This is a genomic window from Phocaeicola paurosaccharolyticus JCM 15092, from assembly GCF_000613805.1.
Taxonomy (GTDB): domain Bacteria; phylum Bacteroidota; class Bacteroidia; order Bacteroidales; family Bacteroidaceae; genus Phocaeicola; species Phocaeicola paurosaccharolyticus.
On sequence record NZ_BAJR01000007.1, the window covers coordinates 113,431 to 121,594 of the forward strand.

Sequence of the window (8,164 nt, forward strand, 5' to 3'; positions counted from 1 at the left end):
ATATGAAAATATTAAAAAAAGCAGCTTCGATCCTTCTTTTACTGTTAGGAGCAATTCATCCTCTGACAGCTCAGGTATCATTCGGCAATGCTTCTCTCTTTAATAATAACTGGCTATTTGAGCTGGATAAAGATAGCGCAGATGCCAAGAGTGTTACTTTTAATGATAAGGATTGGAGAAAATTAGACCTGCCGCACGACTGGAGCATTGAACATCAGCTATCGCCATCTTTGGCAAGCTGTACAGGTTATCTTCCTGGCGGTATAGGATGGTATAGAAAACATTTCACTGTAAAAGATAATGCTGCTCGTCATTACATCTATTTTGAAGGTGTTTACAATCGCAGCGAAGTCTACCTCAATGGAAAACTTTTAGGGAAACGTCCTAATGGATTTGTGTCTTTCATGTACGATATGACACCTTACCTTAATAAAGGTGAGAATGTGTTGGCTGTACGTGTTGACCATAGTCGTTATGCCGACTCTAGATGGTACACCGGTTCGGGTATCTATCGTGATGTATGGATAGTTTCAGCTCCACAGACACACTTCGCACAGTGGGGAGTGGCATGGAATGCTATCTCTATAAATGATAAGAGAGCTGTTTTAAATGTAGAGGCAGAGGTAGAGAAACATGATCAAGCAAATGGAAAACTTGAGATTGTGTCACAGCTCACAGATGCTAATGGCAAAGTTGTTGCAACATCAAAGGCATATGTAGCCGACCTAAAGAAGGGTAATAGCAAATCAAGCTTGAAGCTTAATGTCAATAGCCCTAAAATTTGGGACTTAAAGACTCCTTATCTATACAGACTTACAACAAAATTGCTTGAAAATGGTAAGGTAATTGATCAGAGTGAGTCTACTGTAGGATTACGTACACTCAAGTTTGATGCCAACAAAGGGTTTGCTCTTAATGGCAAGTGGATGAAGGTAAAGGGTGTATGTCTGCATCACGATGCTGGAGTACTTGGTGCCGTAGTTCCAAAAGAGGTATGGAAACGTCGTCTTACAAACCTTAAAGAGATTGGTGTTAACGCAATAAGAATGAGTCATAACCCACAGGCTCCTGTAGTATATGATCTATGTGACGAACTTGGCCTGTTGGTTATGGACGAAGCTTCCGATGAATGGGAGTTTCCAAAACGTAAATGGGTAAAGGGATGGAATGTTGGCACACCAAGCTTTGATGGCTCTTATGATTTCTTCGAAGAGTGGATAGAGAGAGATGTAACCGATATGGTTCGTCGTGACCGTAATCATACATCTGTCTTTTTGTGGAGCATAGGTAACGAGGTGGATTATCCTAACGACCCATACTCTCATCCTGTACTTAACGGATCTACAATAAGCCAACCTATGTTTGGTGGTTATGATCCAAAAGCTCCTGATGCTATGCGCATCGGAAAAATAGCGAAACGTCTTGCTGCTTGTGTTAAGGCTGTCGACAAGAGCCGCGCTGTAACAGGTGCACTCGCCGGAGTTGTAATGAGTAATGAGACAGAATATCCTCAGGCAGTCGATGTAGTTGGATACAACTACACTGAGGATCGTTATGATCAAGATCATGCGACCTATCCAAAGAGAGTTATCTATGGTAGTGAGAACCGCTCAGATATAGATGCTTGGTATGCTGTTAAGAAGAAAGATTTTATCTTCGGTCAGTTTATCTGGACAGGAACAGACTATCTTGGTGAGAGTGGAAGTTGGCCATCAAGAGGACTCTATACAGGTCTGCTTGATTTCGGTAGCTTCATCAAACCAAGAGGACATTTCCGTGCATCTCTATGGAGTGAGAAACCTGTAACATATATCGGAACATATAACAAACCTCAGGGAAAATATCTATCTGCTGATGCATGGGATATTTGGAACTATAATGAGGGTGATATGATAAGAGTGGTATGTTATACTAATGCTCCTCAGGCTCGTCTTCTGTTGAATGGCAAAGTAGTAGGAGAGATGAAGGCTTACGATGAGAAGAGCGGCATTATATATTGGGATATCCCATATAGTGCAGGCGAACTTAAAGCAGAAGGTTGTGACGCTTCAGGAAAGGTGTTGTCTAAATATTCTATCAAAAGTTCAGGACTCCCATATGCACTTCGCGTTACTGCCGATAAGAGTAAACTGAGTACAAATCTTGCTACTGCACATCTTACAGTTGAAGTTGTAGATGAAAATGGTGTTGTGGTTAAGTTAGGTGATAATGATATAACCTGTACTGTTGAAGGTCCGGCACGTCTTTTAGGCCTTGAAGGTTCAAATAATAGTGATATGTCTGATTATACAGACAACCATCATCGTGCTTTCCATGGCCGATTGTTGAGCTATATAAAGACAACAGGTAACAAAGGTACTATAAAAGTTAAGTTCTCTTCTCCTTTACTGAAAAGTGCGGAAATAGAACTACTTGCAGAATAATCCTAAACTGTTTTTAACTAAATTCCCTTGGCGACGGTAATCTTACTGTTCCAAGGGATTTTTTATTCCTTTTATCAGTAATAGCTATTCCTTTGTATTGTTATTCCTATATGCCTCGATGGCCTTTTCCACAGAACCATGCATCAGTAGCAGAGTGTTAGCCTTGTCATAATCTATTCCAAGCTCTTCAATAATCATCCTTGTTCCTCGTTCAATAAGTTTTTTGTTGGTCAATTGCATATTTACCATCTTATTGCCCTTCACACGTCCTAGTTTTATCATCACAGACGTTGAGATCATATTGAGTATCATTTTTTGTCCCGTACCCGATTTCATTCTTGAACTTCCGGTAACATATTCGGGTCCTACAATCATCTCTATAGCTATATCTGCTTCATGCGACATAGGTGAGTCCGGATTGCTTGTAATACATGCGGTAAGTATGCCATGTTCTTTAGCTTCATGCATGGCACCTATAACATATGGGGTAGTTCCTGATGCAGCAATACCAATTACGGTATCGTTTTCGGATATGTTATGTTCTGTCAACTCTTCCCATCCACGATGAATATCATCCTCAGCATTCTCAACCGGATTTCTAAGAGCTGTGTCACCACCTGCAATAAGACCTACGATAAGTGTTGGAGGCATTCCGAAAGTAGGAGGAATCTCAGAAGCATCTAGAACACCTAGACGACCGCTTGTTCCGGCACCGATATAAAATATACGTCCTCCACGCCTCATACGTGGCACAATCAGGTTTACCAACTCCTCAATCTGTGGTAGCGTTTTGTGAACTGCAAGAGCTACCTTTTGATCTTCATTGTTAATCTCTTCCAATATCTCTCTGACAGATTTCTCTTCAAGATTATCGTAGAGTGATTGCTGTTCGGAAATTTTTATGAATGTCATACCCGCTATTTATTTCTTTCCAAAGTCAGAGTCGATTTTTCTATCTACAAATAGAGTTACAATAACAGTTGCTATGCAGCATGCTATAACCATCCAGAAGAAGTTGATATATCCTAAAGCTTCTTGAATATATCCGGCAAACATTCCCGGAATCATCATACTTAATGCCATGAATGCAGTACAAATAGCATAGTGTGATGTCTTGAACTCACCTTCCGAGAAGTACATCATATATAGCATATAGCTGTGAAGCCAAAACCATAGCCAAACTGCTCAATGGCAATTGCCGAAGAGATGGTTACAATATTATCCGGCTGATAAACAGCAAGGTATATAAAGGTAAGACAAGGAAGTGTCATACAACCAGCCATCCACCATATAGATCTTTTCAATCCTACTCGTGAGGCGAAGACTCCTCCAAGTATACCTCCTATGGTTAGTGCTATAACGCCTATGGTACCATATACTATTCCCACTTCAGCTGTTGAGAGTCCTAATCCACCTACACCCTTGTTGGCTACAAGGAATGGCATGCACATCTTCAAAAGAAATGCTTCCGGAAGACGGTACAGTAGCATGAATACTATAGCAAGCCACACACACGGTTTGGTGAAGTAGGTAGAGAATGTGCGTCCGAATTCAATAAAGATCTCTTTTGCTTTTGTACTGCTATTGGTAAGTACTGACTTGTCGGATGCAGGTTTTGGTAATATGTATATATGATAAAGTGTTATAATAGTGAATATAACGGATGAAACAGCAAGTGTGACTGTCCATGATAGAGGTATATTGTTGTATTTCAACTCTATGGTACCAGCTATCGCTACCAGAACTCCCTGTCCGAATATAGAGGCTAGACGATAGAATGTACTGCGTATTCCTACAAACCCGGCCTGTTCGCTATGTGTCAGTGATAGCATATAGAAGCCATCGGCAGCAATGTCGTGAGTGGCAGAGGCAAAAGCTGTTATTATAAAGAGAACCAATGTCAGAGTGAAAAAACTTATTGGAGTATTGCCGGAAGCAATTGTTGCAGCATCGGGGTAGGGAATAGAGAGAGTAAGGAGTATGAACAGAGCCGACATGATTAGCTGCATGGCTATGATCCACCATCTTTTAGTCTTTATTATATCTATGAAGGGGCTCCAGAAAGGTTTTATTGTCCAAGGTAGATATAAGAGGCTGGTGAAAAGAGCCATCTCTCCATTAGGGACTCCCATCTTTGTAAACATCAGTACAGAGATATTATTTACAATAAAATATGGGATACCTTCCACGAAATAGAGTGTTGGTACCCATCCCCAAGGAGATTTTCGTATGCTGTTCATGATTATTAGAGGCGTTTGTTTAAATTATTACCATACAAAAATAGGTAAAATAATATTCTAAATAGTTTAATCTACTATCATGTTTACAGGCAATTTAAATATCTTTCCTGTAATTCTATAACTACTTTACCTCACTAAGTATAAGTTCATAATCGCAGACATCAATCCAACGGTCGAATTTCCAGCCCACCTCTTTGAAATGTGAAACCTTATTGAATCCCAATTTCTCATGGAAAATGCAGCTATCAGAGTTCTCTGCCGTTATACATGCAATAAGGGCATGCAGACCGGATGACTTACACTCCTCAATCAATCTGGTAACCATCTTCTTGCCTAATCCTTCTCCTTTGAATTTGTTATCAAGATATATGGTGACCTCGAATGTGTTGGCATAAGCCTTGCGTACTTTCCATGGATGAGCATAACAATATCCCTTTATGATTCCATCCTCTTCGTAGGCAAGGTATGGACCAGTCGCTGATAGTGATGAAATCCTATTCTCCATCTCCTGTGAATCAATCTCTTCAGTTTCGAATGTCACTGTTGTATTTGATATATAGTAGTTATATATCTATGCAAGCCTCGCTGCATCTCTCTTTTGTACTTTTCTTATCATATTCTTATTCTCCGGTGATAGTTGCTACTATATCTCTATTTCCACCATAGTCTCTGAACTCACATAAATATATACCTTGCCATGTACCTAAATTCAGTTTCCCATTGGTGATAGGTACCGTAATGGAAGAACCCACAATGGTACACTTAGCATGAGCGGGCATATCATCGTCTCCCTCATATTTATGCAGATAATATGGTTCTCTCTCCTTTACCAATTTATTGAAAATACTCTCCAAATCATGACGTACATCACTATCAAAATTTTCATTTATACTTAGTGATGCTGAGGTATGTTTTATGAAGAGATGGAGTATTCCAGTTCGCGGTAATTGTGGAAGATGATTTAAAATTTCACCAGTTATAAGATGAAAACCTCGGTTCTGTTTTTCTAATTTAAATTCAACCTGACTCCACATATTTTCTTTGTAGATTTTCAATTATAGATACAAAGGTAATTGAAATTGAACAAAATATTGCAAAAAAATGAAATATGAAACATATGCACAAAAATCTGTAACATGAGCATAGACCTATATTTTGACTTCACAGATAAATCGTAGTACTTTTGTTCTGTAAATCAACAAAGTAATCTATGAATAGAAGAAACACTTTAGTTAAGCAATGTATCGGGGTCATGGGATTGGCTCTTATGTTTAACTCAACTACAGCTTTAGCATCCGATGGCTTGACATCTGAACATAAAGATGCAGCTTCGAGATATGTACATAAACAAGCAGGTAATCCTTATCTTCCTTTATGGGAACATCTACCTGATGGTGAGCCACGAGTTTTTGAAGATCCTGATAAACCAGGTAAGTTTAGAGCATATATCATCGGCTCTCATGATGTACGTTTCAATAGTTACTGCGGTCCTGACATACGTATGTGGTCTGCTCCTGTGGAAGATCTGTCAAGCTGGCGTGACGAAGGTCCTATCTTTACGTATAACACTGAAGACCAGTGGGACGTAATGTATGCTCCTGACTTAGTTGAGATAAACCGTCAGGATGGTAAGAAGGAGTACTATCTCTACCCACATAGTCGTGGTCGTTTCCGTGAGCCTATGGTCTGCAAGAGTGACCGTCCTGATGGACCTTTCACTCCTGTAAATATGGAAGAGGATAGAATTCATCCAAAGAAAGGTAGTTTCTTAGGATTCGACCCTTCAATATTCGTTGAGAAGATAACAGACAAGAATGACCCTGACTACTCTATAGGTTTCCGTGCCTATGGTTTCTGGGGATTCCAACGCTCATCTGCTGCTCAGCTTGATCAGAATACAATGTGGTCTGTTCGTCCGGGTACTGAGGTTATACCATATTTCATTCCTGCAAGTTTCAGATATGGAGTAGTTAAAGAGCCTGCCGGAACAGAATATCCTGCACTATATAAGGGACAGGATCCAGGTCAGTTCAATTTCTTTGAGGCTTCATCAATACGTCAGGTAGGAAATAAGTATGTGATGGTATTCTCAGGACATTCGGGACCTGATTATGGTATTGGCAGCTCTAACTCAACTCTACGTTATGCATATGGAGACTCACCACTTGGTCCATGGCGCAGTGGCGGTATCGTTGTAGACTCAAGAGGTATTGTTCCTAATGAAGATGGCTCAGCACTTATGCCTACAAATGCAGGACATAACACTCATGGTAGTCTTCAGGAGATAAATGGTCAGTGGTATGTATTCTATCATCGTCCTCCACGTGGCTTTGGCTTTGCCCGTCAGGCAGTAGTTGCTCCGGTGAAGATTGTGGCTGATGAGAAGAAGGTTGCTGATGGTGGAAAAGTTTATATCACAGGATACGATCCTTATGCTAAGGATAATGTATGGACAGCAAAAGATAGCAAAGGTAATGAATATACAGGTGCTGAGGTGACTTCTGAGGGTTTCCACATCTTCGGTCTTGATCCATACCAATATTACTCTGCTGGTTATGCATGCTTTATGACAAATAGCCAGAGCATGCAGGATAACTGGGATACTTGGGATAACTCAATGGACATGAATGTTAAAGGTGGTGATATAGTAGGTTACAAGTATTTCGGCTTTGGCGGATTGGATAAAGATACTAAGGGTATAAAAGCATTCAAGGGGACTGCTAAGGGTAATATGACATCTTTCAGTGTGTTCTTACAACCAACAACGGCTAAATCATTTAAGGTAAAAGTGATGATGGATGGCCCATGGAGCAATGCAACATGGAACGGAAAACAGATAGGAGAGATAGAGGTTAAAGCCGGTTCAGATGCTGACAAGGCTGTGAAACGTTATACTGTAGATGTATCAAAGTTTGTTGATAACATCGACGGGAAACATGCTATCTATCTTGTTGCTCAAGGTGACAATGATCAACTATTCGTATTAAAAGGTATTGCTTTCAATAATAAGAAGGTTGAACCTAAACGTCCTGTAGCTCCAAAGATGAATATTAAAGTCGACGGAAAGAGTGTGGAGATACCTGCTGTTCCTGTACGTTCTACTAACAAAAATGGCATTGTAGACAACAATACATATGAGGTTAAGTGTGACTTAACACAGGGCTCTAAGGTTACTGCTTCTGCAGATAACAAAAAAGTCGCAATTACTGTTAAGCAAGCTACATCATCTGCTTCTGCTATGGTTATAGCTACTTACCAAGGTCAGACTAAGGTTTTCAATATTATAGGTAATAAATAATTTTATTTCTCTTATTTAATGGATGATAGCATGTCTTTGCTGTCATCCATTTTTTTAGTACGCCCAGCATGGGCGTAATCTCACGGGCGTAAGTCCCTAACGAGCCCTAATAGTGGGAATCGTATAGCCAATAGCAAGGGTGTCCATAGTGATGTGGAATCTGAAGGAAGCTGGCGGCAAAAGTCTGACCTGACGAACAAAAA

At 40.1% G+C, this 8,164-nt stretch carries 5 protein-coding genes and 1 pseudogene; 2 read left to right on the forward strand and 4 right to left on the reverse strand.

What is annotated here, in order from left to right:
- The first annotated feature begins 2 nt into the window (after positions 1-2).
- The gene (locus JCM15092_RS05340; RefSeq protein WP_024993758.1) at positions 3-2,423 is read left to right on the forward strand and encodes a glycoside hydrolase family 2 TIM barrel-domain containing protein; all 2,421 of its coding nucleotides are present in this window, start codon (positions 3-5) and stop codon (positions 2,421-2,423) included.
- 84 nt (positions 2,424-2,507) lie between these two features.
- Here the strand turns inward: JCM15092_RS05340 and murQ are convergent, their stop codons facing one another.
- From murQ to JCM15092_RS05360, 4 genes and pseudogenes are all read right to left on the reverse strand, one after another.
- On the reverse strand, positions 2,508-3,335 hold the full coding sequence (gene murQ, locus JCM15092_RS05345) for an N-acetylmuramic acid 6-phosphate etherase (protein WP_024993759.1): 828 nt from the start codon (positions 3,333-3,335) through the stop codon (positions 2,508-2,510).
- Positions 3,336-3,344: 9 nt separating this feature from the next.
- A pseudogene (locus JCM15092_RS15060) lies at positions 3,345-4,663 on the reverse strand (MFS transporter).
- A 121-nt stretch (positions 4,664-4,784) separates the two neighbouring features.
- On the reverse strand, positions 4,785-5,234 hold the full coding sequence (locus tag JCM15092_RS15065) for a GNAT family N-acetyltransferase (protein WP_235782283.1): 450 nt from the start codon (positions 5,232-5,234) through the stop codon (positions 4,785-4,787).
- Between the two features lie 49 nt (positions 5,235-5,283).
- Entirely contained in the window at positions 5,284-5,697 is a 414-nt protein-coding gene (locus tag JCM15092_RS05360; RefSeq protein WP_024993760.1) for a secondary thiamine-phosphate synthase enzyme YjbQ, read from the reverse strand.
- Between the two features lie 176 nt (positions 5,698-5,873).
- Between JCM15092_RS05360 and JCM15092_RS05365 the strand changes: the two genes are divergently transcribed.
- Positions 5,874-7,961, forward strand: coding sequence for a hypothetical protein (locus tag JCM15092_RS05365; protein ID WP_024993761.1), 2,088 nt, complete (start codon positions 5,874-5,876; stop codon positions 7,959-7,961).
- The last annotated feature ends 203 nt before the right edge of the window (positions 7,962-8,164 follow it).

Coding starts and splice junctions, on each gene's coding strand:
- murQ (WP_024993759.1), bottom strand. CDS start 3,335: ATGACATTCATAAAAATTTCCGAACAGCAATCACTCTACGATAATCTT.
- JCM15092_RS05365 (WP_024993761.1), top strand. CDS start 5,874: ATGAATAGAAGAAACACTTTAGTTAAGCAATGTATCGGGGTCATGGGA.
- JCM15092_RS05340 (WP_024993758.1), top strand. CDS start 3: ATGAAAATATTAAAAAAAGCAGCTTCGATCCTTCTTTTACTGTTAGGA.
- JCM15092_RS05360 (WP_024993760.1), bottom strand. CDS start 5,697: ATGTGGAGTCAGGTTGAATTTAAATTAGAAAAACAGAACCGAGGTTTT.